Annotated in this window: 20 protein-coding genes and 1 pseudogene; 7 read left to right on the top strand and 14 right to left on the bottom strand. The window is 71.9% G+C overall.

Features of this window, described 5'->3' with window-relative positions; all coding sequences use genetic code 11:
* Positions 1-8 precede the first annotated feature (8 nt).
* Positions 9-787 (bottom strand): annotated as a pseudogene (locus GA0070620_RS11450) (transposase family protein).
* A 71-nt stretch (positions 788-858) separates the two neighbouring features.
* Between GA0070620_RS11450 and GA0070620_RS11445 the strand changes: the two are divergent.
* Complete coding sequence (locus tag GA0070620_RS11445) at positions 859-1,350, top strand: hypothetical protein (protein WP_091587527.1); 492 nt, start codon at positions 859-861, stop codon at positions 1,348-1,350.
* Between the two features lie 184 nt (positions 1,351-1,534).
* Here GA0070620_RS11445 and GA0070620_RS11440 read toward each other — a convergent pair whose 3' ends face one another.
* Positions 1,535-2,887, bottom strand: a complete 1,353-nt coding sequence (locus GA0070620_RS11440) for a hypothetical protein (RefSeq protein WP_157741590.1) — start codon at positions 2,885-2,887, stop codon at positions 1,535-1,537.
* 526 nt (positions 2,888-3,413) lie between these two features.
* Here GA0070620_RS11440 and GA0070620_RS11435 point away from each other — a divergent pair.
* The 4 genes from GA0070620_RS11435 to wecB are packed head-to-tail and all read left to right on the top strand — an operon-like array spanning position 3,414 to position 7,928.
* Entirely contained in the window at positions 3,414-4,454 is a 1,041-nt protein-coding gene (locus tag GA0070620_RS11435; RefSeq protein ID WP_091589863.1) for an SDR family NAD(P)-dependent oxidoreductase, read from the top strand.
* On the top strand, positions 4,448-5,575 hold the full coding sequence (locus GA0070620_RS11430) for a polysaccharide biosynthesis C-terminal domain-containing protein (protein WP_091589860.1): 1,128 nt from the start codon (positions 4,448-4,450) through the stop codon (positions 5,573-5,575). Before GA0070620_RS11435 ends, GA0070620_RS11430 begins: the two co-directional genes overlap by 7 nt.
* Positions 5,572-6,807, top strand: coding sequence for a glycosyltransferase family 4 protein (locus GA0070620_RS11425; protein WP_091589857.1), 1,236 nt, complete (start codon positions 5,572-5,574; stop codon positions 6,805-6,807). The genes GA0070620_RS11430 and GA0070620_RS11425 overlap by 4 nt, the downstream gene beginning before the upstream one ends.
* Complete coding sequence (gene wecB, locus GA0070620_RS11420; RefSeq protein WP_091589854.1) at positions 6,804-7,928, top strand: non-hydrolyzing UDP-N-acetylglucosamine 2-epimerase; 1,125 nt, start codon at positions 6,804-6,806, stop codon at positions 7,926-7,928. Before GA0070620_RS11425 ends, wecB begins: the two co-directional genes overlap by 4 nt.
* 96 nt (positions 7,929-8,024) lie before the next feature.
* Here the strand turns inward: wecB and GA0070620_RS11415 are convergent, their stop codons facing one another.
* From GA0070620_RS11415 to GA0070620_RS11395, 5 genes are all read right to left on the bottom strand, one after another.
* A complete protein-coding gene (locus tag GA0070620_RS11415; protein ID WP_091589851.1) occupies positions 8,025-9,899 on the bottom strand; it encodes a nucleoside-diphosphate sugar epimerase/dehydratase in 1,875 nt (624 codons plus the stop codon).
* A 147-nt stretch (positions 9,900-10,046) separates the two neighbouring features.
* A complete protein-coding gene (locus GA0070620_RS11410; RefSeq protein WP_091589848.1) occupies positions 10,047-10,691 on the bottom strand; it encodes an acetyltransferase in 645 nt (214 codons plus the stop codon).
* On the bottom strand, positions 10,688-11,836 hold the full coding sequence (locus GA0070620_RS11405) for a DegT/DnrJ/EryC1/StrS family aminotransferase (protein WP_091598563.1): 1,149 nt from the start codon (positions 11,834-11,836) through the stop codon (positions 10,688-10,690). The genes GA0070620_RS11410 and GA0070620_RS11405 overlap by 4 nt, the downstream gene beginning before the upstream one ends.
* Positions 11,837-11,856: 20 nt before the next feature.
* Complete coding sequence (locus tag GA0070620_RS11400) at positions 11,857-12,528, bottom strand: sugar transferase (RefSeq protein WP_269456571.1); 672 nt, start codon at positions 12,526-12,528, stop codon at positions 11,857-11,859.
* 312 nt (positions 12,529-12,840) lie between these two features.
* Positions 12,841-13,272 (bottom strand): hypothetical protein, encoded by a 432-nt coding sequence (locus GA0070620_RS11395; protein WP_091598557.1) that lies wholly within the window; start codon positions 13,270-13,272, stop codon positions 12,841-12,843.
* 225 nt (positions 13,273-13,497) lie between these two features.
* Here GA0070620_RS11395 and GA0070620_RS11390 point away from each other — a divergent pair, with 225 nt between their 5' ends.
* The gene (locus tag GA0070620_RS11390) at positions 13,498-14,463 is read left to right on the top strand and encodes a DUF389 domain-containing protein (RefSeq protein WP_091589845.1); all 966 of its coding nucleotides are present in this window, start codon (positions 13,498-13,500) and stop codon (positions 14,461-14,463) included.
* Positions 14,464-14,608: 145 nt separating this feature from the next.
* Here GA0070620_RS11390 and GA0070620_RS11385 read toward each other — a convergent pair whose 3' ends face one another.
* Positions 14,609-17,119, bottom strand: a complete 2,511-nt coding sequence (locus tag GA0070620_RS11385; RefSeq protein ID WP_091598554.1) for a Tex family protein — start codon at positions 17,117-17,119, stop codon at positions 14,609-14,611.
* Positions 17,120-17,181: 62 nt separating this feature from the next.
* On the opposite strand from GA0070620_RS11385, the gene GA0070620_RS11380 reads away from it, so the two are divergent.
* Positions 17,182-18,693, top strand: coding sequence for a deoxyguanosinetriphosphate triphosphohydrolase family protein (locus GA0070620_RS11380; RefSeq protein WP_091598551.1), 1,512 nt, complete (start codon positions 17,182-17,184; stop codon positions 18,691-18,693).
* 41 nt (positions 18,694-18,734) lie between these two features.
* On the opposite strand, the gene GA0070620_RS11375 is transcribed toward GA0070620_RS11380, so the two are convergent.
* The 6 genes from GA0070620_RS11375 to GA0070620_RS11350 form a co-directional block, all read right to left on the bottom strand.
* Positions 18,735-19,883 carry an MBL fold metallo-hydrolase gene (locus GA0070620_RS11375; protein ID WP_091598548.1) on the bottom strand — a complete coding sequence of 383 codons (1,149 nt, stop codon included), beginning with the start codon at positions 19,881-19,883 and terminating at the stop codon, positions 18,735-18,737.
* A gap of 116 nt (positions 19,884-19,999) precedes the next feature.
* Positions 20,000-20,995, bottom strand: coding sequence for a serine hydrolase (locus GA0070620_RS11370; RefSeq protein ID WP_231922331.1), 996 nt, complete (start codon positions 20,993-20,995; stop codon positions 20,000-20,002).
* A 98-nt stretch (positions 20,996-21,093) separates the two neighbouring features.
* The gene (locus GA0070620_RS11365) at positions 21,094-22,038 is read right to left on the bottom strand and encodes an SDR family NAD(P)-dependent oxidoreductase (protein WP_091589839.1); all 945 of its coding nucleotides are present in this window, start codon (positions 22,036-22,038) and stop codon (positions 21,094-21,096) included.
* On the bottom strand, positions 22,035-23,219 hold the full coding sequence (locus GA0070620_RS11360; RefSeq protein ID WP_091589836.1) for a zinc-dependent alcohol dehydrogenase: 1,185 nt from the start codon (positions 23,217-23,219) through the stop codon (positions 22,035-22,037). Before GA0070620_RS11360 ends, GA0070620_RS11365 begins: the two co-directional genes overlap by 4 nt.
* A 157-nt stretch (positions 23,220-23,376) precedes the next feature.
* Positions 23,377-24,144 carry a succinate dehydrogenase/fumarate reductase iron-sulfur subunit gene (locus tag GA0070620_RS11355; protein WP_091589833.1) on the bottom strand — a complete coding sequence of 256 codons (768 nt, stop codon included), beginning with the start codon at positions 24,142-24,144 and terminating at the stop codon, positions 23,377-23,379.
* Complete coding sequence (locus GA0070620_RS11350; protein WP_091589830.1) at positions 24,141-26,078, bottom strand: fumarate reductase/succinate dehydrogenase flavoprotein subunit; 1,938 nt, start codon at positions 26,076-26,078, stop codon at positions 24,141-24,143. Before GA0070620_RS11350 ends, GA0070620_RS11355 begins: the two co-directional genes overlap by 4 nt.
* Position 26,079: the final 1 nt, after the last annotated feature.

Below are 26,079 nucleotides of genomic sequence, written 5' to 3'. Positions count from 1 at the left end.
TCCGGTGCCTACCCCGTGAGAACAGTGTTGTGGAGGTTGGCGATGCCAGATGCGGCGTCGGCCAATGTGTGGGCGGCGCGGCGGTAGTCGCGCAGGATCTTGAAGGACTTCATCCTGGCCAGGGCGTGTTCGACTCCTGCTCGGACGGTGCGGTGTTCGACGTTGAGGGCTTGCTTCCAGGCGGGCAGGTCGCTGCCGTCGGCGGGCTTGCGGTACGGCATGATCACCTCGGGTTGCCCCGGTAGCCGCCGTCGGCCATCACCGGCCGCCCGTCCAGCTTCTCCTGGATGCCGGAGGTGCGGTAGACGATCGTGTCGTTGCGGTTGCCGGGCTGCGGGTCGCCGACGGCGATGACCAGGCGTGTGTTGGCGTCGATGGCAACCTGCAGGTTCATCGAGTACCGGTAATTCTTGCTTCGGGCAGCCAAGCGGTGATCGCGGGTCGGGATCAGCGTCCCGTCGACGATCGCGATCTGCTCGACGGGCCGCTTACGCACCGGTGCCAGGGCCAGCAGCGGCGCGAGGGTGTCGATGACCCGGTGCGCCGCGGAGTGCGACACCCCGAACAGCGGACCGATCTGGCGCATCGTGAGATTTGTACGCCAGTAGGTGGCCACCAGCAACACGCGGTCGGCCAGATCAAGTGCCCACTGGCGGCCCGGCCTACCATCGGCGACCCCGTCACCGCCTGGCTCGGCGACCAGCCGGACCAGCTTCCGGAACTGGGCGGGCTGCAATCCCGTGAACGGGAAGATCCACTCAGACCGGGCCGCGGTGATCACCTGCACCCAGGCATCCTGCCCGACCATCCACGCCAGATAGACGCGCGGGGCTACGAGGGGTCCCTTAGCCTCGGCGCGTGGATGACGAACTTCTTCGCCGGCTTCGGACCGAACAAGCCCGGGCGCTGCTTGATGACGCCGACCCGCACTACGCGGTAATGCTGGCCTGCGACCTGCTGGTTGCCGGCGTCAACGGCGACGCCGTGGTGGCGCTCGCGGCCGAGTCAGCGCGGACACTGCCGGCGCACGACGCGAATCGGCGCCTGGCGGCGGTCACCGACGAACTCGGGCTCCCAGAACCGGACCTGCCAACTGCGGTGGCGCTGATCGCCGCCGACACCTGCGAGAGGATCCTCGACCGCAGCATCCCCGCCGAGGTGGGAACCCACCGTCTCTACGTGGTGGGACACGAGGGCAGCCCGCTGGATGACCTGCTCCCGGCGGTCACCGCCCTGGCCGCGCATCTCGAAGACGGCCTCGGTGGACGGGCCGACGACGACCTACGAACCCGGCTCGCCGCGCTGGCCCGGACCATCTTGAGCCGCCTGCCAGCCGGAAATCCGGCTTGAGGCTGCGCTGCCCGAGGGCTTGGGCGACCGCCGACGCGCACGGCTGATGATCAACGGCAATCCGGACCGGACAGCCATCGCGTTACGAGACATCGCTTAGGCACCGTCGCCACTCACCGCATCCGCTGCCCTGGTGACCGGTGACAGTTCGCTGGGCGGCTCGCCGGCCGGAGGCTCCCGCAGCTCACACCGACCGTGGCGGGATTGGCTGGGGCCGGCCCCAGGACCGGTGCACAGCGCCCCTGCCGCCAATCCATGGAGGTGCGGTGGTTTGTCGGGTCGTGGGGATCGCCAGGTAGAGCAGAAGCAGGGTAACGAGACCGATCAGACCCGGCCGGGACATGCCCAACTGATTGTTCGCGGGAATGTAACCGATGAGCAGGATTAGCTGTACGAAGATCACGGTCGGCAGGATCCGCCTGGAGAGGATCGACTCACGCCACGTTCTGGCGAAGAAGCAGCCCAGCAGCGCCATGAAGAGGATGGTGCCGGGGAAGGTGAGGTCTGAGGCGAGCCAGGGGTAGATGGTGGACCAGTACTGCCCGGCCGGCCACCCGGTCCTGACCTCGGTGCGTTGCAAGTAGGTCGGGTAGAGATCGGTGTCGACACCGAGGTACTGGCTGGCGTAGGAGGCCAGGGCTGGTGTGCTGCCCATGCCGTGTGACCAGGCGAACGGAGTGTCGAGGTTGTATGCGAGCCCGAGATAGCCGTGCGTGGGGTAGTGGATGGTGGCGGCGACTCCACTGGCTAGGTGCGGGCCGACGATGCGTTCTACCGTCGGGCTGGCCTGAATGCGTTCCTGCGTCCCGAACTGCACCGCCCGGTCAGCCTGGTTGTTCACCATATAGCCGAAGAAGAGCCCGGCGACTACGGCGACCATGACCGTCGCGCGCTGCCGCCTGGCCCTGCGACGTGCCCGATCTCCCACGAGCGCCCAAGCGATGAGGAACCCACCGCCGATCATCAGCACGAAGTCGCCGAGACCCTTCAACGTTCCGATGTACAGGAAGAAGAGCGAGTAGACGCCGAGCCCGCCGAGGCCGACGAACCGTACACCCGTCGTGAGTCGTCTCCAATGGATGACGAGCATCGGGACGAGCACGGTGCCCAGCACGCCGAGCAACGTCAACAGCTGGATAGCGGCGTTCGTCCGCCCCGAGTCCTGTTGGGCCTGATAGACCGCGAACTTGTTGGCGTATGCCTGGGCGGGGTCCTGGAGGCTGGCCCAGATGCTAGCTGGGCTGGTCGCGCCGTATTCACCGAGCAACGCGATCCCGAGCGCAATGTAGTAGATGCCGCCTGCCACGACCAGCCGCCGGACACGGCGCGCGTCCTGTGACCGCGTGGTTCCCCCGTTGTTGGGAACGGCACGGTCGCCTCTACGGATCGTGAGGGCGTAGCCAACGGCGAAGGCGGTGGTGGCGGTGAGGATGAAGAGGCAGAGCTTGCTGGCATCCGGTACCTGTCGCGCGAACGGTCCGGTCCAGAACAGACCGAAGGTGCCCAGCATCCACGCGACGGCGAGCAGCAACGGCATCCATGCCCGCAAGGACCGGTGGAAGAGCGGTGCCGGCCGGCCGGTCCGCGTTCCGTGGGACGAAGCCGCAGGGCGGGAGGCCAAAGGTGGTGCCACCGTCATCATCCGGACCATTGCCTTCGCGTCGATGTCTGGTCCGTCGGGTGTCCCCGACGGTAGTGCTTGGGCGCTGCTGTTCGCCTGGGGCGTTACTGGTCGCCGGCCTCCGTTGCATGTAACCGGCCTGGGCCCCGGTTGGGTGCGCACGTCGTTCACCGGGCACTTCGTAGTCGCCCTCCGACGCGCCCGGCGCGCTTTGTGGTTATAGCAGCCGGCAAGCGCGCTCCTACCCGATTTACCTAAACAGGGTCGATTCCTGGCGCGGGCGGCGTCCCGCACCGTTAACCGGAAGGCGGCGAGCGGACCGCTCTGGCGTCCCGTTTCGCCGTTTCCGTGCTGTCTTCTACTCGTTGTCCGGGTTGTGAGCGCTGCTCCACGAGCAGGAGTGCGTATCTCGCAATCCGAACAGACGAGGCGGGAATTGACTGTGACTATCTCGACCACCGGACGCCGTGTGCTCATCACCGGCGGTACGGGTTCCTTCGGCCAGACCATGGTGCGCCGGCTCCTCGATCGGGGCGCCGGCGAGGTTCGGGTGTTCAGCCGGGACGAGGCCAAGCAGGACGCCATGCGCCGGTCGATCGGCGATGAGCGGGTCCGCTACTACGTCGGCGACGTCCGGGACTACGACTCAGTGCTGAAGGCCAGCCGGGGGATCGACTACATCTTCCACGCGGCCGCCCTCAAGCAGGTGCCGTCATGTGAGTTCTTCCCGCTGGAGGCGGTCCGGACGAACGTGCTGGGCAGCGGCAACGTGGTCGAGGCAGCCGAGCGCAACGGGGTGGGCTCGGTGGTGGTGCTCAGTACCGACAAGGCCGTCCACCCGGTCAACGCGATGGGCATGAGCAAGGCGATGATGGAGAAGGTCGCCCAGGCCCACGCCCGCAACAATCCGAACAGCGCCACCACCGTCTCCTGCGTCCGCTACGGCAACGTCATGTATTCGCGTGGCTCGGTGATCCCGCTCTTCATCGAGCAGATCAAGGCCGGTCGGGCGCTGACCGTGACCGATCCGGGCATGACCCGGTTCCTGATGTCGCTGGCCGACTCGGTGGAACTGGTCGAGCACGCCTTCGCGCACGCGCGGGCCGGCGACATCTTCATCCGCAAGGCTGCCGCCTGCACCGTCTCCGACCTCGCCGAGGCGGTGTGCCAGCTCTTCGACGTGCCGTTCAAACTCGACGTCATCGGCGTACGGCACGGTGAGAAGACGGACGAGACGCTCGCCAGCCGGGAAGAGTTGACCCGCGCCGAGGACTTCGGGGAGTTCCTGCGGGTGCCGCTGGACGCACGTGACCTCAACTACTCGCTGTACGTCTCGGAGGGCGAGCTGGGCGCGGGACCGGTCGAGGACTTCAACTCCGCGAACGCGGAGCGGCTGGGCGTACCCGAGATCGTCGAGCTGTTGAAGACGTTGCCCGAGGTGCGCGCGGAGCTGGCCCTGCGGGACCCGGTGCTCGCGTGCTGAGGCTCGCCGTCACCGGCGCCGGCGGATTCCTCGGCTGGCACGTCCGGGTGCTGCTGCGCGCGATGGGCTGGCCTGAGCCAATCGTGCTCAGCCGTGCCGACCTCGCCGACCCCCGCGTCGTCGCCGCGAAACTGGCCGGAGTCGACCGGGTGCTGCACCTGGCCGGCGTGAACCGGGGGGAGCCGGCCGACGTGGCCGCCGGCAACGTCCAACTCGCCGTCCAGCTCGCCGACGGCTTCAAGCACTGCGCGACCCCGCCCGCTGGGATCGTGTACGCGAACTCCGTGCAGGCGGGCAACGGCACTCCGTACGGCGATGCCAAGGCCGAGGCCGCACGCCTGCTGGCCGACATCGGCGTCGACCTGGACGATGTGCTGCTGCCGAACCTCTACGGCGAGCACGGTCGGCCCTACTACAACTCAGCGGTGGCGACCTTCTGCCGAGTGCTCGCCGAGGGCGGGCGGCCGGAGGTGCACGCCGACCGCGAGCTGAACCTCGTGCACGTCACCGACGCGGCCGCCCGGCTCGTCGGAGCGCCGGTCGACGGCTCCTGGGACCCGGCGATGCCGGCGCTGCGGATCGGCGTTCGCGCACTGGCCGACCGGCTCACCGAGGTGGCCGCGACGTACCGGACGGGGGAGATTCCGCCCCTGGTTGACCGGCACGGCGTACGACTGTTCAACACCTACCGCTCGCACTGCTTCCCCGGGCACTACCCGATCCCGCTGCCGCGTCGGGCCGACACGCGAGGCGAACTGGTCGAGACGGTCAAGGCACACGGCGGGGCGGGGCAGACGTTCTGCTCCACGACCCGGCCCGGTATCACCCGCGGCGAGCACTTCCACCTCGCCAAGGTGGAGCGGTTCGTGGTGCTACGCGGCTCGGCCGAGATCAGCCTGCGTCGCGTCGGCGACGCCGAGGTGCTGCGCTTCCCAGTGCGCGGCGACGAGCCGGTGCTGGTGGACATGCCCACCATGTGGGTGCACAAGCTGGTGAACACTGGCACGGACGAACTGGTCACCATGTTCTGGACCAACGAGCTGTTCGACCCGGACCGACCGGACACCTGGCCCGAGCCGGTGGAGGAGGTTCCGCAGGTGCCGGTGGCGGTCGGCACGTGAGAATCGGCCTGATCAGCCAGTGGTATCCGCCGGAAGGGGTGTTCATCCCCGGTAACCTCGCGGACCAGCTTGCGGAGCGTGGCCACGAGGTGCGGGTTCTCACCACCTTCCCGACATACCCCTACGGCCGGGTCTATCCCGGCTGGCGGCAGCGCTGGCGGCATCGGGAGACCGACGGGCAGGTCGCGGTTCAGCGCGTGCCCGCCTATCCCAGCCACGACACCTCCGCCGCCCGGCGGGCCCTGAGCCACCTTTCGTTCGGCGCAAGCAGCGCCGTTGCGGTGAGGTGGCTCTCCGGCGTCGACGTCACCTACGTCTATCACCCGCCGCCCACGTCCATCGCCGCCGCCGCCGTGCTGCGCGTCGCCCGGCGTACGCCGGTAGTGCTGCACGTACAGGATCTGTGGCCCGAGTCCGTAACGGGCTCCGGGATGGCGCCCGCCGGCCGTGCCGGGCGCACCCTGGAGCGGACGCTGGGCGCGCTGATGCGACGCACGTACCGGGTCGCGGACGCCGTCGTGGTGATCTCCCCGGCTATGGCGGAGCAGGTAGTGAAGCGCGGCGCCGACCCGGCCCGCGTACGCGTCGTCTGGAACTGGACCGACGACGCGCTCTTCCGGCCGGTCCCCGCGACCGACGAGGCGCGGGCGCTGCTGGGCCACAGCGGACGCTGCACCGTGATGTTCGCCGGCAACCTCGGCCTGCTGCAGGGCCTCGAGACGGCGGTCCGGGCGGCGGCCGCCGTCGAAAACCGGGTCGACCTGGTCTTCGTGGGCTCGGGTGCGGGCGAGGAAGCCGCCCGGCGGCTCGCCGCGGACCTGCGCGTCGAGAACGTACGGTTCGTCGGCCGGCGCGAGCCGGACCAGATGGCCGAGTTGTACGCGGCCGCCGACTGGCAGTTGGTGTCGTTGCGGGACGTGCCGGCCCTGCGGGTCGCTGTCCCGTCGAAGCTGCAGGCGGCCCTGGCCTGCGGCGTACCCGTGATCGCCTCGGTGGCCGGCGAGACGGCGGCTCTGGTCCGGTCGACCGGGGTCGGCCTCGCCTGCCAGCCGGACGACTGGCGTGCGCTCGCCGAGCGCTTCGCGGAGGCCGCCGCCCTGCCGTTGGCGAGCCGGCAAGAGATGGGCCGCCGGGCGCGGCAGGTCTACCTGGAGCGGATGTCGCTGCGGGTGGGCGTAGACCAGTTCGAGGACCTTCTGACCAAGGTGGCAGCAGAGAGAGGACGGGCATGACGAGAGTCATGACGGTGGTCGGCACCCGACCGGAGATCATTCGGTTGTCCCGGGTGCTGGACCGGCTGGACGACACGGTCGACCACGTGCTGGTGCACACCGGGCAGAACTGGGATCCCACCCTGTCCGACGTGTTCTTCACCGAGCTCAGGCTGCGCCGGCCGGACCGGTTCCTGGAGGTCGACACGACATCGCTCGGGCGGGTCCTCGGCGGCGTGCTGGTCGGCATCGAGCAGGCGATCACCGACCTGCGCCCGGACGCGCTGCTGGTGCTCGGCGACACGAACAGCTGCATCGCCGCGCTGATGGCCCGGCGGATGCGAGTGCCGGTCTACCACATGGAGGCCGGCAACCGCTGCTTCGACCTGAACGTGCCGGAGGAGACCAACCGTCGGCTGGTCGACCACGTCGCCGACTTCAACCTCGTCTACACCGAGCACGCCCGGCGCAACCTGCTGGCCGAGGGTCTGCACCCACGCCGGATCCTGCACACCGGCTCGCCGATGCGTGAGGTGTTGGAGCACTACCGTGCCGAGATCGACGCGTCGCCGATCCTGCGGCAACTGGAGCTCGACCCGCGGCGGTACTTCATGGTCAGCGCGCACCGCGAGGAGAACGTGGACCGGCCGGACCGGCTGCAGCGGCTGCTCGACTGCCTGCGGGCGGTCCGCGACCGCTGGGGTTACCCGGTGCTGATGTCCACCCATCCGCGCACCCGTAAGCGGCTGGAGGCGCTGGCGCCGGACCCCGCCGCGTTGGAGGGGATCGCCTTCCACGAGCCGTTCGGCCTGCTCGACTATGTGCACCTGCAGACGAAGGCGTACTGCACGCTCTCCGACAGCGGGACGATCAGCGAGGAGGCCGCGATCCTCGGCTTCCCCGCGGTCACGCTGCGGGAGTCGATCGAGCGGCCGGAGGCGCTGGACGCCGGCGGCATCATCATGACCGGTCTGGACTCGGCCGGTGTCGTGGAGGCGGTGCAGGTCACCGTGGACCAGGTCGCTGCGCAGGGGGTGCCCTGCCCGGCCGACTACCAGGTGCCGGACACCTCCCGGCGGGTGGTCGACTTCATCCTCTCCACCGTCCGCCGGCACCACGACTGGGCGGGCATCCGCCGCTGACGGCCGTCACCGGGGCCGGCGACCGCATCACGCGGTCGCCGGCCCCCTTGTCTGTCCCCGGTCCGAACCCTCCACGCCTGCCGCGGAGTCGGTGGATCAGTGCGACGACAACGGCACACCCAGCGGGCCGTCCAGCACCGGCCCGACCGGCTGGGCGCAGAGCAGCGCGAGCTGCTCGACCACCTTTGCCGGTTCGGCGTACGGGTCGAGCCCGCCCACCTCCATCGGGTCCAGCGCGGGAACGGCCACGTGCGACACCAGCGGGTGGAACGGCCGGGTGTCGATCTCACCGGTGCCGAGCAGGTCCTCGTGCAGCTTCTCGCCGGGGCGCAGCCCGGTGTAGACGATCGGCACCGAGCTGGACGCCTGCTCGGCCATCTGCTTGGCCAGGTCGGCGATGCGCACCGGCTCACCCATGTCGAGCACCAGCGCCTCCCCGTCCCGTCCGATCTCGGCGGCCTGGAGCACCAGGTGCACGGCCTCCTGGACGGTCATCAGGTACCGGGTGACCTCGGGGTGGGTGACCGTCAGCGGCTTGCCGGCCTCGATCTGCCGCTGGAACGCGGTGACGACGGAGCCACGGCTGCTCAACACGTTGCCGAACCGGACGCTGAGGAAGGTCCCCGGGAACCGGGACGCGGCGTGGGCGGTCAACCGCTCGGTGATCCGCTTCGAGTAGCCGAGCACGCTGATCGGGTCGGCCGCCTTGTCGGTGGAGATGTTCACGAACTTGGCCACGTCCCGGCAGGCGTCCAGCACCGACAGCGTGCCCCAGACGTTCGTCATGACGGCCTCACCCGGGTGGCGCTGCAACAGCGTCAGGTGCTTGAGCGCCGCGGCGTGGAAGATGATCTCCGGCCGCCGTTCCCGGATGATGCGCCGGATGCCCTCGTCGTCGCGCAGGTCGGCGAGGATCAGCTCCGGACCGTCCAACATGGCCCGTCCCGCGAGCGACATCTGGAGGCTGTGCAGGGCGGACTCGTCGCGGTCCAGCATCATCAGCTCGCCCGGGTCGGCCTTCATCACCTGGCGGCACAGCTCCGAGCCGATCGAGCCGCCGGCCCCGGTCACCAGGATCCGTCGCCCGGTCAGGCTGTTGCCGCGCACCGGCAGGTCGCCGACCACCTGCCGGCGGCCGAGGAGGTCGCTGATCTGCACGTCGCGTACGTCGGTGACGGTGATCCGGTGGTCCACCAGGTCCCGTACCGGTGGCAGCACCTTGAACGCCGCCCCGGTCTGGAGGGTGGCCTCGCGGATCTCCCGGATGAGCGCGGCCTCGGCGTTCGCTACCGAGAAGATGACGGTCGTTGCGCCGGTGCGCCGGACCGCGGAGACCACGTCGCGTCGACCGCCGAGCACCCGCACCCCGCGGATGCGCAGGTCGTGCTTGTCCGGGTCGTCGTCGAGCGCGCCGACCGGCAGGTAGCGACCGCGTGGGTCGCTGAGCATCGCGCGCAGCAGTTCCTGCCCGGCGTCGCCCATGCCGAACAGCAGTACCGGCGTCGAGGACCGTACGTCCGGGCGCATGGCGAGGTCGCGCCGGTGCCGGTACGCGAACCGGGCGCCGAGCATGAACAGCAGGGCGAGGGCGCCGCCGACCAGCGGGGTGCTCGCGGGCACCGGCCGGTCGTGCGATGGCAGGAGGCCGAGCAGGACGATGGCCGCGGTGGCGATTGCCGTGCCGGCGACGCCCTGGACCTCCTGGAGACTGCCCAGTGGGTGTCGTCCGGAGTAGAGCCGGCGCAGCGCCGCCACGGCCACGTGCACGACTGCGGCTACGGCGCCGACCGCGGCCGCCCGGCCGAGCTGACCCGGGGGTAGTTGGAACTCGTACCTTGTCCACGCAGCCGCGACGAAACCACCGACCCATGCGGTGGTGTCGGTGGTGAGGAACCCGACGGCGCGGCGACGTACCCGGGACCGACGGGTCCGGCGGTCCGTCTGTTCGCTGCTCTCTATGTCCTGCGGCATGTGGGTGGCTCCCTGTTCGTCTGCCGACCGCTTCCGCCCGTAGGGCAGGAGAAGGTTTATAACCCTTGTCCTTGTTACAGGCTATGACTGCATCTGTGGGCGAATTCGGCTGGGATGAGCCGAATATCCCGTTCTGCCGTGACGATGTCAGCGGGCCGGTACGCCCTTCACGACGACCTGCTCGGGCACGTCGCGTACGACGCAGGCGCCGGCGCCGACCGTGCTGTCCCGCCCGACCCGCAGGCCCTGTAGCACCGCGGCAGTGGTCCCGATCAGGACGCCCTCGCCCAGGTGGCAGTCACCGGACACGGCGGCGAGCGGGTTGACCCCGACGAAGTCGGCAAGGGCGCTGTCGTGGCCGACCGTCGCGTTCTGGTTGAGGTGCACGTGCCGGCCGATCGTGACGTTCGTGGTGACCCGCGCTCCGGCGAAGGCCACGAATCCCGGCCCGCAGCGCGCGTCCGAGCCGATCGTGGCGTCGGGGTGCACGAGGCTCGCGGCCGGCGTCCGGTACCCGTCGAGCCGGCGGGCCACCGCCCGGCGCACCCGCGGATCACCGATGCCGATGACGTGCTGGACGTCCGGCGGCGCGTCGCGCAACCAGGCGACGTCACCGAGGAACGGCACGTCGAGCCGCTGCAACCGCTTGAGGTTCTCCTCCGTCGGCCGGTCGTCGACGACCCCGAGCAGCCGCCACGCCGGCAGCAGGGCGGCGTCGTTCATCGCCCGGGCGATCGTCAGCACCTCCCGCCCGTGCCCGCCGCAGCCGATCACCACGAGTCCGGTCGTCACGCCGCTGGCCCTCCGGTCCGTACGCTGAGGAACTCGTCGACCGCGGCGAGCACCCGGGCGATCTGGGGCTCGGTCAGCGCACTCCCGCTCGGCAGGGTGAGTCCGTCGGCGAAGAGCCGTTCCGCCGCGCCGGTGAGTGCGCTCTCGGCCCCGTCGTGCACGGGTTGCAGGTGCATCGGTTTCCAGACCGGCCGAGTCTCGATGTCCCGCTCCCTCAGGTGGACGGCCAGGTCCGCGGCATGCCAGCCGCTCCGCCGCTGCTCGACCGTGATCACGGTCAACCAGCAGTTCGACTCGGCGTCCTCGGCGCCGAGCAGCCGGACTCCCGGGACCGGGGCGAACAGCTTGGCGTAGCGGTCGCGGAGCTGGCGGCGCCGGGCGATCATTCCGTCCAACCGGACGAGCTGGGCGCGGCCGAGGGCGGCGAGGAGGTTGCTGAGCCGGTAGTTGTAGCCGGTCTCCCGGTGCTCGTAATGCGGCGTTGGCTCCCGTGCCTGCGTGGAGAGGTGCCGTGCCCGGGCGAGCAGCTCCCCGTCGTCGGAGACCAGCATCCCGCCACCGGAGGTGGTCATGATCTTGTTGCCGTTGAAGGAGAGCGCCGCGACCGAACCGAAGGAGCCGGCGGGGCCGCCTCGGTGGCTCGCCCCCAGGGCCTCCGCGGCGTCCTCCACCAGCGGGATGCCCGCGTCCGCGCAGAGCGGGACCAACGCGTCGTAGTCGGCGCAACTGCCGAACATGTCCACCGGGACGACGGCTCCGATCCGCTCGCCGCGGGCGCGCAGCCGTCCGATCAGGTCGGCGACCAGGCTGACGTCGACGTTGCCGGTCTGCGGGTCGCAGTCGACGAAGACCGGGCGCGCACCGATGTACCGGACGGCGTTCGCCGTCGCGACGAACGTCAGAGTGGGGACCAGGACCACGTCACCGGGCTTCACGCCGACACCGAGCAGCGCGAGGTGCAGGGCCGCCGTACCGGAGCTGACCGCAACCGCGCCGCCCGTGCCGACCCGCTCGGCGATGTCGCGTTCGAACGCCTGCAGGTCCGGGCCTGCGGGCGCGACCCAGCCAGAGCGCAGGGCGGCGATCAGGTACGACTCCTCGAGGGGCCCGACATCGGGTGGCGACAGCAGGATCGGTTCGGTCATCGGGTCGGCTCCCTGGCTCGTCATACCGTTGTCCGGTCGCGCTGCGGCGGCGCCGGGCGGTGAGGCGAGCCGAGGAACTCTGGTGCCGTGTCGGCTCCCGAGGCCGTGATCCCCTCCCGGCGCAGCACGGTGCGTACGGTCGCGACGAGGATCGAGAGATCCAGTCGGAGGCAGCGGGTGTCGACGTACTCCACGTCGTAGTCGAGCTTCTCCTCCCAGCTCAGACTGTTGCGGCCGCGCACCTGGGCCAGTCCGGTGACACCCGGCCGCACCTCGTGGCGGCGGGCCTGCCACGGCGAGTAGCGGTCGAGGTACTCCGGCAGCAGCGGCCGCGGCCCGACCAGACTCATGTCGCCGCGCAGCACGTTCCAAAGCGTCGGTAGTTCGTCGAGGCTGGTGGCTCGCAGCCAGCGCCCCAACGGGGTGAGCCGGGCGCCGTCGCCGACCAGGCCACGGCTGGGATCCGGCGGACGCATGGTTCGGAACTTCACCACCTCGAATGGCACGCCGTGCAGTCCGCTGCGGCACTGACGGAACAGCACCGGGCGACCGAGCCCCACGGCGACCAGCACCGCCACCGCCGCGACTATCGGTGCGACCAGCACCAGCAGGATCGCGGCCACCGTCGCGTCGACGATCCGCTTCCCCCGGTCGGAGCGGGTCAGCGGAACGGGTCGATCGGAGGCGTTCACAAGACCACCAGGCACCGGCACCGCTTCGACCTCCGAAAATACGACAAAAGGGCTAAACCAGTTCTTATCAGGAACAGACGGCGCACCAGCTCCGAATGGTGACACTCAGGCAGCTTCGCCCCGATCAACCAGCAAACTCCGCAGCTGGACACGGCTTCGCCGCCGCCTCGTGTGCGGTCGAGTGATCTGCGGACCGAGCAGGTAGAGCCGCGACGGCCGGACGGCCGAGGTCAGTGCCCGCCGGTCGGGCGATGGACAGCAGCCGGGACCGAGGGTGAATGCCCGGTCAGGCGGTAGCGCTGGGCCGGAACCTCAGGCGTGGTTCCCGGCGTCCAGCCGCCGGGTGAGCAGGACCCGCAGCGGGATCGACTCGCCGTCCCGGCCGCCCGCCCCGACGATCAGCGGCGCGGGGCTGGGCTCCGGATCGGCGCCGAGCAGCCGGGCGCGCAGGCCGGCGGGCACGGTCAGCAGGTGGAAGCGCCCTTCCACGTCGACGGCTCGGCTTCGGGCCTGGTCCACGTACCAGCCGCGCAGCCGCGTCCGGTACCGCCCTCGCCCGTCGTAGGACCGCGCGGTCAGCCGGGTCGGGCGCAGCCCTCGGCGGTTGGCCTCCGCCACGAACCAGGCCACGATCTCGGCGGCCTCCGCGTGCTCGGCCGCTCGCCGCCGGGCGTCGGCCTCCGCGTGGGCGAGCACCGCCCGCCGCTGCCGCTCGCGCCAGTCCAGGCCGTCGTCCTCACGCACGCCCCGACGGTACGCCCGCCGCCCGGCCACCGCCGCCCGCGCCCCTTTGGCCGAGGGCCGAGGTCGGTGTGGTGCGAAGGCTTCGCCCGGTCCGCCGCAGGCCGGACGTCTCGTCCGCGAAATCGGTGGCCTTCGGTCTGCCCATGATCGTCGATTTCCCGTTCGTGGCGGTAGAGTGCGGCGGCCCCGCCGGATGTGTATGCCGGCGCGGGCGGGGGAGCGCGCGTGCTGCACCTGAGGGTGATCGCCCCGGCGGACCGGTCGGCGGCGGTGGTGGACCTGCTGACCACCGAACCCGGCGTGGCCCACCTGGCGGTGCTGAGCGGGGCCGCCCGCCGGCCCGAGGGCGACCTCATCCTCTGCGATGTGGTCCGCGAGAGCGCCGACCGGGTGCTGCACGCCCTACGCGGACTCGGGGTGGAGGCACACGGCGGCATCTCGGCCGACGAGGTGGAGCTGTCCATCTCCGCGTCGGCGGAGCGCGCCGCCCGCAAGGCGCCCGGCAGCGGGGCGGACGCGGTGGTCTGGGACGAGATCGCCGCGAAGACCGGCGAGCAGACCGAGCTCTCCGCCACCTACCTCGTGCTGATCGTCGTCGCCACCATGATCGCCGGGATCGGGGTGCTGCTCGACCAACCGATCCTCGTCGTCGGCGCGATGGTCGTCGGCCCGGAGTTCGGCCCCCTCGCGGCGCTCTGCGTGGCGCTGCTGCGCCGCAACCTGGCGGTCATCGGCCGGTCCGTGCAGGCGCTGGTGGTCGGCTTCCTCGCCGCCATGCTGATCACCGTGCTGAGCACCTGGGCGCTCACCGCCGCCGACCTGGTCAGCCGGGACATGCTGCTGGCCGAGCGGCCGCTGACCGACTTCATCTGGCGGCCGGACGCGCTCTCCTGGGTGGTGGGTCTGCTGGCCGGGGTGGCCGGGATGCTCTCCCTGACCTCGAAGAAGTCGGGCAGCCTGGTCGGGGTGCTGATCTCGGTGACCACCGTGCCGGCCGCCGCCAACGTCGCCGTCGCCGCCGCGTACGGCGTGTGGCACGAGGCGGCCGGCTCGGCGCTCCAGCTGGTGATCAACCTTTCCGCGATCGTGCTGGCCGGCCTACTCACCCTCGTGGTGCAGCAGTCCTGGTGGTGGTATGTGGACCGGCGGAACCCGCGGCGGTCCGGCGGGTCGACCCGGGCCCGTCGCTAAGGGTCACCGCCCGCTTCCAGTGGGCGGCTGAGCGGCACCCGCAGCGGTACCGACCCGCCGTCCCGACCGCCCGCTCCGACCACCAGCCGCGGCGCGCTCGGCTGCGGATCGGTCCCGAGCGGCCGGGCCGGCGGGATCGGCGAGGTCAGATCAGACCGGCCCGGCGCAGGGCGTCGGCCATGGCGTCGTTGGCCGGTGGCGGCGTACCCCCTCGGCCCTGCCGCGGCTGCCCACCGTCTCGGCCGCCACCCTGCGCGTCCCGACCACCGCGTCTGCCGCCCTGCCCGCCGCTCTGAACCGTCCGGGCCGCGCCGCCCTGGCCGCCCCCGCCCTGACCACCGCGTCCGCCGCCCTGACCACCGCGTCCGCCGCCCTGGCCGCCCCGTGCGGCGTCCCGGCCGCCCTGCCCGCCTCGTGGGCCGCGCTCCCGACGACCGTCCTCCGGGCCGCCGCGTCCGGCTCCCGCCTCGGCGTCGTCCTCCAGGCGCAGGGTCAGCGAGATGCGCTTGCGCGGCACGTCGACGTCGAGCACCTTGACCTTCACCACGTCGCCGGACTTGACGACCTCGCGCGGGTCCTTGACGAAGTTCCGGGACATCGCCGACACGTGCACCAGGCCGTCCTGGTGGACGCCGACGTCGACGAACGCGCCGAACGCGGCGACGTTGGTGACCACACCCTCCAGCACCATGCCCGGCGTCAGGTCGGAGATCTTCTCCACGCCCTCGACGAAGGTGGCGGTGCGGAACTCGGGTCGCGGGTCACGCCCGGGCTTCTCCAGTTCGGCGAGGATGTCGGTGACCGTGGGCAGGCCGAACGTCTCGTCGACGAAGTCGGTGGCCTTCAGCCCGCGCAGGATCGTCGACTTCCCGATGAGCGACCGCAGATCCTGCCCGGTGGTGGCGAGGATCCGGCGGACCACCGGGTACGCCTCGGGGTGCACGCTGGACGAGTCCAACGGGTCGTCGCCGTCGGGGATGCGCAGGAAGCCGGCGCACTGCTCGAACGCCTTCGGGCCGAGCCGAGCCACCTTCTTCAGTTCGGCGCGGGAGCGGAACGGCCCGTTGGCGTCCCGGTGCAGCACGATGTTCTCGGCCAGCCCGGCACCGATGCCGGAGACCCGGGTGAGCAGGGGAGCGGACGCGGTGTTCACGTCGACCCCGACGCCGTTGACGCAGTCCTCCACCACGGCGTCCAGCGACCGGGAGAGCTTCACCTCGGACAGGTCGTGCTGGTACTGGCCGACCCCGATCGACCGCGGGTCGATCTTGACGAGCTCGGCGAGCGGGTCCTGCAGGCGTCGGGCGATGGAGACCGCGCCGCGTAGCGAGACGTCCAGGCCGGGCAGCTCCTGCGCGGCGTACGCGGAGGCCGAGTAGACCGACGCGCCCGCCTCGGAGACGACGACCTTGGTGAGGTTGAGCTGCGGGTGCCGCTTGATCAGGTCACCGGCGAGCTTGTCCGTCTCCCGCGACGCGGTGCCGTTGCCGATCGCCACCAGCTCCACGCCGTGCGCTCCGGCGAGCCGCGCGAGGGTCTCGACGGAGGCGTCCCACTGCCGGCGCGGCTCGTGCGGGTAGATGGTGTCGGTGGCGACGACCTTGCCCGTGGCGTCCACCACGGCCACCTTCACCCCGGTACGCAGACCGGGGTCGAGGCCCATGGTGGGGCGGGCGCCGGCGGGTGCGGCGAGCAGCAGGTCGCGCAGGTTCGTGGCGAAGACGCGTACCGCCTCCTCCTCGGCGGCCTGCCAGAGCCGCATCCGCAGGTCCGCGCCGAGGTGGATGAGGATGCGGGTGCGCCACGCCCAGCGGACCGTGTCGGCCAGCCACCGGTCGCCCGGCCGCCCCTGGTCGCTGATGCCGAACCGACCGGCGATCGCCGCCTCGTAGCGGCTCGGACCGGTCGGGGCGGCGTCGGCCTCGCCGGCCTCGTCCGGCTCCATGGTCAGGTCGAGCACGCCCTCCTTCTCGCCCCGGAACATCGCGAGGATCCGGTGCGACGGCAGCTTCGGGTACGGCTCGGCGAAGTCGAAGTAGTCGGCGAACTTGGCGCCGGCCGACTCCTGCCCGTCGCGTACCCGGGACACCAGCCGGCCCCGCGACCACATCTGCTCGCGCAGGGTGCCGATCAGGTCGGCGTCCTCGCCGAAGCGTTCGATGAGGATGGCCCGGGCGCCGTCGAGCGCGGCCGCGGCGTCGGCGACGCCCTTCTCCGCGTCCACGAAGCCGGCGGCGACGGTACGCGGGTCCTGCCCCGGGTGGGCCAGCAGCGTCTCGGCGAGCGGCTCCAGCCCGGCCTCCCGGGCGATCTGCGCGCGGGTGCGCCGCTTCGGCTTGTACGGCAGGTAGATGTCCTCCAGCCGCGACTTCGAGTCGGCCGCCATGATCTGGGCTTCGAGGGCCTCGTCCAGCTTGCCCTGGCTCCGGATCGACTCCAGCACCGCGGCCCGGCGCTCGTCCAGCTCGCGCAGGTAGCGCAGCCGCTCCTCCAGGGTGCGCAGCTGGGTGTCGTCGAGCAGGCCGGTGGCCTCCTTGCGGTAGCGGGCGATGAACGGCACGGTGGCGCCGCCGTCGAGCAGCTCGACGGCAGCCCGCACCTGCCGCTCGGCCACGCCGAGCTCCTCGGCGATGCGCTGATGAACAGAGAGGGTCACGATCTCGATCCGCCTTCGGGAGTGGTTTCCGCCGAGCATTGTGCCGGGTTAGCGTGGCGATCATGGAACCACCTGTGGAGCCGCGTGTCCGGCGGCTCTTCGGCGGCAGCGCCCGCACGCTCGGCGACCTCGCGGCGGACCCGTTCCGCGCGGACCGGGACCGGATCGTGGGCTCGCCGTTCTTCGCCCGGCTCGGCGGGGTCACCCAGGTGATCAGCCCGGTCGGGTCCGGCCTGCTGGTGCACAACCGGCTCACCCACAGTCTGAAGGTCGCCCAGGTGGCCCGGGCGATCGCCGAGCGGCTCATCGCCGACGAGGACCGGCGCGCGTTGCTGGACTCGCTCGGCGGCTGCGACCCGGACGTGGTGGAGGCCGCCGCGCTCGCCCACGACCTCGGCCACCCGCCCTTCGGTCACCTGGGTGAGCGGGTGCTGGACCGGCTGGCCCGGCAGCGGCTCGGCCTGCCCGACGGCTTCGAGGGCAACGCGCAGTCGTACCGGATCGTCACCAGCACCGAGATCCGCGGCGCGGCCACCACCGGTCTGGACCTCACCGCGGCGGTGCGGGCGGCGATGCTCAAGTACCCGTGGACCCGGCTCGACCATCCCGACCCGCACCCTCGGTTGATGGACCCGCCGCCCCGCGGGGCGAGCGCCCCACCGGACGACCCGGAGAGCGGCTCGTCGAAGTTCGGGGCGTACCGCACGGAGATCGACGACCTGCGGCAGGCCCGGGAGCCGTTCGCCGGCCGCATCCCCGACTGGCAGCAGACCGTCGAGGCGTCGGTGATGGACACGGCCGACGACATCGCGTACGCGATCCACGACGTGGAGGACTTCTACCGGGTGGGGGTGCTCCAGCAGGGCGCGGTCTCCGCCGAGCTGACCGCCTGGCAGCGGGAGGCCGGCCAGTTCCGGGCGATCACCGACCGCGCGTTGGGCACCGCGGCCCGCCGGCCCGGCGCCGCGATCGAGCGGCTGCGCCGGCAGCTGCACCGCAAGGACGCCTGGGTGGCCGACGACGACGCGTTCGCCGCCGCCGTCGAGCACGTCCGGGCCGAGCTGGCCGAGGGGCTGCTCGCCGTGCCGTTCGACGGCTCGATCGAGGCCGAGCAGTACGTCGCCCGGTTCTCCGCGCGCTGGTCGACCCGGTTCGTCGAGGCGGTCACCGTGACCGCGCACCCGTCGGTGCGTTCCGGCCACGTGCTGCTCGCCCCGGCGCAGTGGCACGAGGTGCAGGTGCTCAAGTTCGTGCACCACCGGTTCGTGCTGGCCCGCCCCGACCTCGCCCTGCACCAGCGTGGGCAGGCCCGCCTGCTGGGCACCCTGGTGGAGGCGCTCTGGGAGTGGCTGCTCGACCCGGAGGAGGAGTCCCGGCTGCCGCGGCGCCTGCACGACCTGGTAGAGCTGGCCGAGGCGGAACTGCACCCACGCACGCCGGACCGGATCGGCCGGGCCCGGGGCCGGGCGATCATCGACTTCGTCGCGCAGCTCACCGACGGCCAGGCGGTGGCCCTGCTGGACGCGCTGTCCGGCCGGTCCGGCGCCCTCTGGACCGACGCGTTCGTCCTCTGACCCGCCCGCCGACGCCCGCCCTCCGCGGGCCGCTGTCGGCCTCAGGCCACCGACTGCCACCAGCCGTCGACCGCCGGCGGGTCGTCCACGACGACCCGTTCGCCCGGCCGGGGTACGGCGATTCGCACGTCCCGGGCCTTCGCCTCGGCCCAGAGCCGGTCCACCGGCTCCGACCAGTCGTGCAGGGCGAGGTTGAACGTCGCCCAGTGCACCGGGACGAGCAGCCCACCACGCAGGTCGAGGTGGGCGGTGACCGCCTCCTCCGGGTACATGTGGATGCTCGGCCAGGCCCGGTCGTACGCCCCGATCTGCATCAGCGTCACGTCGAAGGGCCCGTGCTCGGCGCCGATCGCGGTGTAGCCCGGGAAGTAGCCGGAGTCGCCGGTGTAGAAGACCTTGCGGTGGGCGCCGGCGATGACCCAGGAGCTCCACAGTGTGCCGTCACGGCGCAGCCCGCGACCGGAGAAGTGCTGAGCGGCCGTCGCGATCAGCTCCAGCCCGGCCACCCGGTGGCTCTCCGACCAGTCCAGCTCGACGATCCGCTCCTCGGGCACGCCCCACCGGTCGAGGTGCGCGCCGACGCCCAGCGGCACGACGAACGGGGCGGACTGGCCGTCCAGCAGCGCCCGCACGGTGGGCAGGTCGAGGTGGTCGTAGTGGTCGTGGGAGATCAGGATCGCGTCCAGCGGCGGCAGCTCGTCGAGGCGTACCGGCGGCTCGTGCAGCCGGCGCGGGCCGACCAGCGCGGACGGCGAGCAGCGCTCACTCCACACCGGGTCGAGCAGCACCCGGCGGCCCTCGATCTCGATCAGCGCCGAGGCGTGGCCGTACCAGACGATGTTGAGTTCCCGGGCCGGGTCGCCGATGGTGGGCGCCGCGGTCGGCCGCAGCAGCGGCACGGCGCTGCCGGGCCGGCGCTTCTGCTTGCCGAAGAGCAGCTCCCAGACCAGGTTGCGCCCGGGCTCGGCGAGGGTGGACCGGACGCCGGCGACGTTGTGGAAGGTGCCGTCGCGGAACTGTGGCGACCGGGCCGCCCGCTCGGCCCGGCGCCCGACCAGCCGGCCGCCCAGGGCCAGCGGTATGTCGCGGGCGACCCAGGCCAGGCCGGCGAGCGCGGCCACGCCGGCCAACCCACCGAGGCGCCGGCCGAGGGCCCGTTCCTGATCCGGTCGTTCCGCTGATCCGCGCATGGTGGTCCCCTCCGGCTCGTCCCGCATACACCGTAGTCACCGGGCGCCGCCGCGCTCCGGGGAACCCGGCGCGCGGCGGCGGTGAGGCGGCCCGAACGGTGCGACCGGGGGCTGGGTCAGCCCCCGTTGCTGGGCCGCTGCCGGGTCAGCCGGTGGCGGGCCCCCGTGCCGGCCAGGCGGGACGTCGCGTCCAGGAAGACCCGGCCGAGGCGGGCCCGGGCCTGCACGGCCGGGTGGGTGGCGCCGAAGTTGTCGGGGTCGGCCTGGCCGTCGGCGAAGAGCGCGTACGTGAGCAGGGGCGCGCCCGCCGCGTCGAAGACGATGCCGGCCTCGTGCCGCGCGGTGCCGAACCAGCCGGCCTTCGTGGCGACCCGGGCGCGCTCGGCGGACGACATCTCGCGCCGGATCCCGTCGGTGAACGCGATCGGGGAGCGCAGCAGGTTGAGCAGGAAGGTCGTGGCGGCGGGGGAGAGCAGCGTGCCGGCCACCAGGGCGCGCAGCAGCTCGTGGGTCTCGCGGGGGGTGCTGGTGCCGAGGAAGAACCGGTTGGGGTTGGCCACCGGCTCGACCTGGGTGTTCGGGAAGCCCTTGGCGACCAGGATGGCGTTCAGCTCGGCGGCCGGGCAGACCAGGCCGCAGAGGCGTACGGCGGTGTCGTCGGAGACGGTCAGCAACGCCGCGAGCGCGTGCCCCAGGGTGACCGAGCTGGGGTAGGCGTTGTCGAGGCTGAAGATGCCGTCGCCGCCGGGTACCACGATCGCGGCGGTCACGTCGACGCGCTGGTCCAGCGCGAGCAGGCCGCGGTCGACCTTGTCGAGCACGGCGGTGGCAACCGCGATCTTGTTGACGCTGTACGCCTCGATCCGCAGGTCGGGATCGTCGGCCACGGCCACCACGGGTGTCTCGCCGGCGCTGTCGGCCACACTGACGTACGCCTGCCAGTTGCCGCCGGCCCGCGTGGTCTCCCGCTGGTAGGCCCGGGCCACCCGGCGGGCCACCTGCTGCGGGGTGGCGGCGGGCACCTCGGCCTCGGCGGACGCCGGGGCGGCGGTGCCCAGGACGGTGCCGGCGGTGGCCACCGTGCCCAGCCCGAGCGCGGTCCTACGGTTCACCCTGATAGTCAATCGTCTCTCCCGTCGTGGTGCGCCGGAGGGTTCTCCGGCCCACCACCCTAGGCGAACCGATCGACGCCGGTGATCCCGCCGACGGCTCACCGGGCGGGTCGCCGGACCAGCGCGCCGACCTGGCCGGGCAGGTTGCCGGCGGCCCGCAGCACCCGCCCGAGGTCGGGCAGCCAGCCGCCGCGGACGGCCTCGCTGGTCGGGTCCGGGGCGAAGACGACGCCGTCGTGCGGGTCGACGGCCGTGTCGTCCAGCCCCAGCCGTCGCATGAGGGGGCCCACCAGGGCGTCGTACACCCCGGGCAGGAGCGTGAAACCGACCCGCATCAGGCCGTTGAACGGGCCCACCGACACCTCCCGACGGGGGTGGTCGGCGCAGTCCACGACGGCCCGGGCCACCCGCTTCGCGGAGGCGATCGGCGGCGGCGGCCGCCCGACCTGGCCGGCGTGGTTGGCCGCCCGCTGGTAGATGGGGGTGTCCACGCTGCCGGGGGAGACCAGGCAGACGTGGATGTCGGCGTCGTCGCGCAGCTCCTGCTGGAGGGTCCGGACCAGCCCGGCCAGCCCCCACTTGGCGGTCGCGTAGCTGCTCAGGTACGGCGCGGTGATGTGCCCGAGCACCGACCCGGTGAGGATCAGCGTGCCCGCCGAGGCGGCCCGGAAATGGCGCAGCGCCACCCGGGCCGCCTCGGCGACGGCCAACAGGTCGGTGCGGACCACCTGGTCGAAGACGCGGGCGGGCAGCTGTTCGAACCGCCCGTACGCGGTGACCGCCGCGGTGTGCACCCAGACGTCGATCCGGCCGAACCGGTCGACGGCCGCGTCGGCCAGCGCGTCGAGGGCACCGGGGGTGGTGACGTCGGTGGGCACGGTGAGCACCTCGGCGCCGGCTTCCACGCACTCGTCGCGTACGTCGGCGAGGGTGCGTGGGGCGCGGGCGGCGAGGACCAGGCGGTCGCCGCGCTCGGCGAACGCCCGGGCCGCGGCGCGCCCGATTCCGCTGGTCGCGCCGACGAGCACCACCACCCGGCTCACGGTTCGAGCACCACCTTGACGCAGCCGTCCCGCTTCTGCTGGAACATCTCGTACGCCTCGGGTGCCCGGGCCAGCGGCATCCGGTGGGTGCGCAGGTCCTCCACGCCCAGCGGGTCGTCGTCGCGGTCGAGCAGCGGCAGGATCTCGTCGACCCAGCGGCGGACGTGGCACTGGCCCATCCGCAGCTGGATGCCCCGGTCGAACATCTCCATCATCGGCATCGGGTCCTGCTCGCCGCCGTACACGCCGGAGAGCGAGACGGTACCGCCCCGGCGGACGGCCTTGAGGGCGGCGTGCAGCACGCTGAGCCGGTCCACGCCGGCCCGGTCGATCATGTTCTGGGCGACCCGGTCGGGCAGCAGGCCGGCGGCGGCCTGGGCGAGCTTGCCGGTGGGGGAGCCGTGCGCCTCCATGCCGACGGCGTCGATCACCGCGTCCGGGCCGCGGCCGTCGACGAGGTCGACGAGGGCGCCCGGGACGTCGTCGAGCTCCCGGACGTCGAGGACCTCCACGCCGTGCCGGCGGGCCAGCTCCAGGCGTTCCGGGACGAGGTCGAGGCCGATGACGCGGTCGACGCCGAGGTGCCGGGCGACGCGGGCGCAGAACTGGCCGACCGGGCCGAGGCCGAAGACGGCCAGGGTGCCGCCGGGTGGGGTGTCCGCGTACTTCACCGCCTGCCAGGCGGTCGGGAGGATGTCGGAGAGGTAGAGCCAGCGCTCGTCGGCCCCGTGCGCGGGGACGACGATCGGGCCGAAGTCGGCGTGCGGCACCCGCAGGTACTCGGCCTGCCCGCCCGGGACGGAACCGTAGAGCGAGGTGTAGCCGAACAGGGCGGCGCCCTTGCCCTCGTCGCGGACCTGGGTCGTCTCGCACTGCGCGTAGAGCTGCCGTCGGCACATCCAGCACTGTCCGCAGGCGATGTTGAACGGCACCACCACCCGGTCGCCGGGCTTGAGGCGGGTCACCCCGGAGCCGACCTCCTCGACGACGCCCATCGGCTCGTGGCCGAGGATGTCCCCCGGCTTCAGGTACGGCCCGAGCACCTCGTAGAGGTGCAGGTCCGAGCCGCAGATCGCGGTGGAGGTGATGCGGACGATCGCGTCGGTCGGCTCCTCGATCCGCGGGTCGGGCACCTCCTCGACCCGTACGTCCCGCCTGCCCTGCCACGTCAAAGCCTTCATGTCCGGTTCCCTCCGTCGGAGTTCTCCTCCCGGCTGCTACCCGCGCGGCGGGCGTTGAACCGGGCGGGTCCGGAGGCGCCGCACAGCGGCGGGGCCCAGACGCCGACGGGCCGCCGCACCCGTGGGGGTGCGGCGGCCCGTCGTCCGGCCTGGGCGGTCAGGAACCGGGGGTGTTGTCGCTGCGCTTCGTGGTGGTGGCCGCGAGGAAGTCGCGGTTGAGGCGGCCGATGGTGTTCAGCGGGATGCCCTTCGGGCAGGCCACCGTGCACTCGCCGGCGTTGGTGCAGCCGCCGAAGCCGGCCTCGTCGTGCGCGTCGACCATGCCGATCACCCGGGTGTAGCGCTCCGGCTGGCCCTGCGGCAGCAGCGAGAGCTGGGTGACCTTGGCGGCGGTGAACAGCATGCCGGAGCCGTTCGGGCAGGCCGCCACGCAGGCGCCGCAGCCGATGCAGGCCGCCGACTCGAAGGCCGCGTCCGCGTTGGCCTTGGCCACCGGCACCGAGTGGGCCTCCGGGGCGCTGCCGGTCGGCGCGGTGATGTAGCCGCCCGCCGCGATGATCTTGTCAAAGGCGCCCCGGTTGACGACCAGGTCCTTGATGACCGGGAAGGCCCGGGCGCGCCACGGCTCGATGTCGATGGTGTCGCCGTCGGAGAACTGCCGCATGTGCAGCTGGCAGGCGGTGGTGCCGCGCTGCGGCCCGTGCGCCTGGCCGTTGATCATCATGCCGCACATGCCGCAGATGCCTTCGCGGCAGTCGTGGTCGAAGGCCACCGGGTCCTCGCCGGCGAGGATCAGGCGTTCGTTGAGCACGTCGAGCATCTCCAGGAACGACATGTCCGGCGACACGTCGTCAACCTGGTAGGTCACCATCCGACCCTTGTCCTCGGGGCCGGTCTGGCGCCAGATGCGCAGGGTCAGGTTCACTTGTAGCTCCGCTGCGTGGGGTGGACGTATTCGAACTTCAGGTCTTCCTTGTGCAGCACCGACGGCTGGCCGGTCGCGGTGAACTCCCACGCCGCGACGTACGAGAAGTGCTCGTCGTCGCGCTGGGCCTCGCCGTCCTCCGTCTGGTACTCGGCGCGGAAGTGGCCGCCGCAGGACTCCTCGCGGTGCAGGGCGTCGATGCACATCAGCTCGGCCAGCTCGAAGAAGTCGGCCACCCGGCCGGCCTTCTCCAGCGACTGGTTGAGTCCGTCGCCGTCGCCCAGCACCCGCACGCGCTGCCAGAACTGCTCGCGCAGCGCGCGGATCTCGTCGATCGCCTTGCGCAGGCCGGCGTCACTGCGCTCCATGCCGCAGTGTTCCCACATGATCTGGCCCAGCTCGCGGTGGAACGAGTCGACGGTCCGGTCGCCGTTGACGGCCAGCAGCCGCTGGATCCGGTCCTCCACGTCGCGGCGCGCCTCGACGGCCGCGGGGTGGCTGGCGTCGACCTTCTCGAACGGGCCGGCCGCCAGGTAGTTGGCGATGGTGTTCGGCAGCACGAAGTAGCCGTCGGCGAGGCCCTGCATCAGCGCGGACGCGCCGAGCCGGTTGGCGCCGTGGTCGGAGAAGTTGGCCTCGCCGATCACGAACAGACCGGGGATCGTCGACTGGAGGTCGTAGTCGACCCACAGCCCACCCATCGTGTAGTGCACGGCCGGGTAGATGCGCATCGGCACCTCGTACGGGTCCTCGCCGGTGATGCGCTCGTACATCTCGAAGAGGTTGCCGTACTTGGCCTCGACGGCCTTGCGGCCGAGCCGACCGATCGCGTCGGCGAAGTCGAGGTAGACGCCGAGCCCGCCCGGGCCCACGCCCCGCCCCTGGTCGCAGACCGCCTTCGCGGCGCGGGAGGCGATGTCGCGGGGCACCAGGTTGCCGAAGGAGGGGTAGATCCGCTCCAGGTAGTAGTCCCGCTCGTCCTCGGGGATGTCCTTCGGGTTGCGGTCGTCGCCCTTGGCCTTCGGCACCCAGACCCGGCCGTCGTTGCGCAGCGACTCGCTCATCAGGGTCAGCTTGGACTGGTGGTCGCCGGAGACCGGGATGCAGGTCGGGTGGATCTGCGTGTAGCAGGGGTTGGCGAAGTACGCCCCCTTGCGGTGCGCCCGCCAGGTGGCCGTGACGTTGCAGCCCTTGGCGTTGGTGGAGAGGTAGAAGACGTTGCCGTAGCCGCCGGAGGCGAGCACCACCGCGTCGGCGAACTCGGTGGTGATCTCACCGGTGACCAGGTCCCGGACCACGATGCCGCGGGCCTTGCCGTCGACGACGATCAGCTCCAGCATCTCGTGCCGGGAGTTCATCTCGACGTTGCCGAGGCCGATCTGCCGTTCCAGGGCCTGGTACGCCCCGAGCAGCAGCTGCTGGCCCGTCTGGCCCCGCGCGTAGAAGGTGCGCTGTACCTGGGCGCCACCGAAGGAGCGGGTGTCGAGCAGGCCGCCGTACTCGCGGGCGAACGGCACGCCCTGCGCCACGCACTGGTCGATGATGTTGACCGAGACCTCGGCCAGCCGGTGCACGTTCGACTCCCGGGAGCGGAAGTCGCCGCCCTTGACGGTGTCGTAGAAGAGGCGGTGCACCGAGTCGCCGTCGTTGCGGTAGTTCTTGGCGGCGTTGATGCCGCCCTGGGCGGCGATCGAGTGCGCCCGCCGGGGGCTGTCCTGGTAGCAGTAGGACTTGACCCGGTAGCCCTGCTCGGCGAGCGTGGCGGCGGCGGAGCCGCCGGCCAGGCCGGTGCCGACGACGATCACCGTCATCTTCCGGCGGTTGGCCGGGTTGACCAGCTTCGCGTCGAAGCGGCGACGGTCCCAGCGGGTCTCGATCGGGCCGTCGGGAGCCTTGGCGTCGGCGATCGGGTCGCCCTCGGTGTAGAGATCCATG

The organism is Micromonospora krabiensis (assembly GCF_900091425.1).
Lineage (GTDB): Bacteria > Actinomycetota > Actinomycetes > Mycobacteriales > Micromonosporaceae > Micromonospora > Micromonospora krabiensis.
This window is presented reverse-complemented; position numbering and strand designations above follow the sequence as displayed.